The following is a 594-nucleotide window of genomic DNA, read 5'->3' on the forward strand; positions in this document are numbered from 1 at the left end:
GATCTGTCCTTCGGCGAGCTGCTCACCGGCGACGCGTTCAAGAACATGGGCGAGGGGATCGTCGGTCCCATGGTCTTTCCAGCGATTCTCGGCTCCCTCGGTCTCGTCGTGCTCGCGACGCTCCTGGCGTCTGGAGGCCTTGCAAAGACCGAGTCATCGGACATCTTTTCTTGGCGCGGCGCGGGCCGGATCGCTGAAGTCCTGGGTGGCATTCTCCTCTACCTCCTGCTGGCGGAGACTTTGGGCTTCGTGGTGACCGGGTTCGGGATTGTTGCCTTCTTGATGTGGCGTCTCGGCGTTCGGTGGGCTGTGGCGCTGGTCGTGACGCTTATCCTGGTCGTCGTCGTCTACCAGGTATTTGCCATCTATCTCCGCGTGCCGCTCCCTCAAGGCGTCTTGGGTGGTGAGAAAGCCGTAGCCGATGGACCAAGCATTCGTGCAAGCGATTCAACAGGTGTTCCTCGACCCCTACGTGTGGCTGGTGGTCATTACCTCCGCCGTGTACGGGGTCTTCATGGGAGCGGTGCCTGGCCTGACCGCAATCATGGCGGTCGCATTGCTCATTCCAGTCGTCTACTTCATGGATCCGGTGCC

At 61.1% G+C, this 594-nt stretch carries 1 pseudogene (only partly in view); it reads left to right on the forward strand.

Going from position 1 to position 594, the window contains the following annotated elements:
- Positions 1-594 (forward strand): annotated as a pseudogene (locus GEV06_28715) (hypothetical protein) (it extends 249 nt beyond the left edge of the window).

The sequence above is a fragment of the Luteitalea sp. genome (genome assembly GCA_009377605.1).
GTDB lineage: Bacteria > Acidobacteriota > Vicinamibacteria > Vicinamibacterales > Vicinamibacteraceae > WHTT01.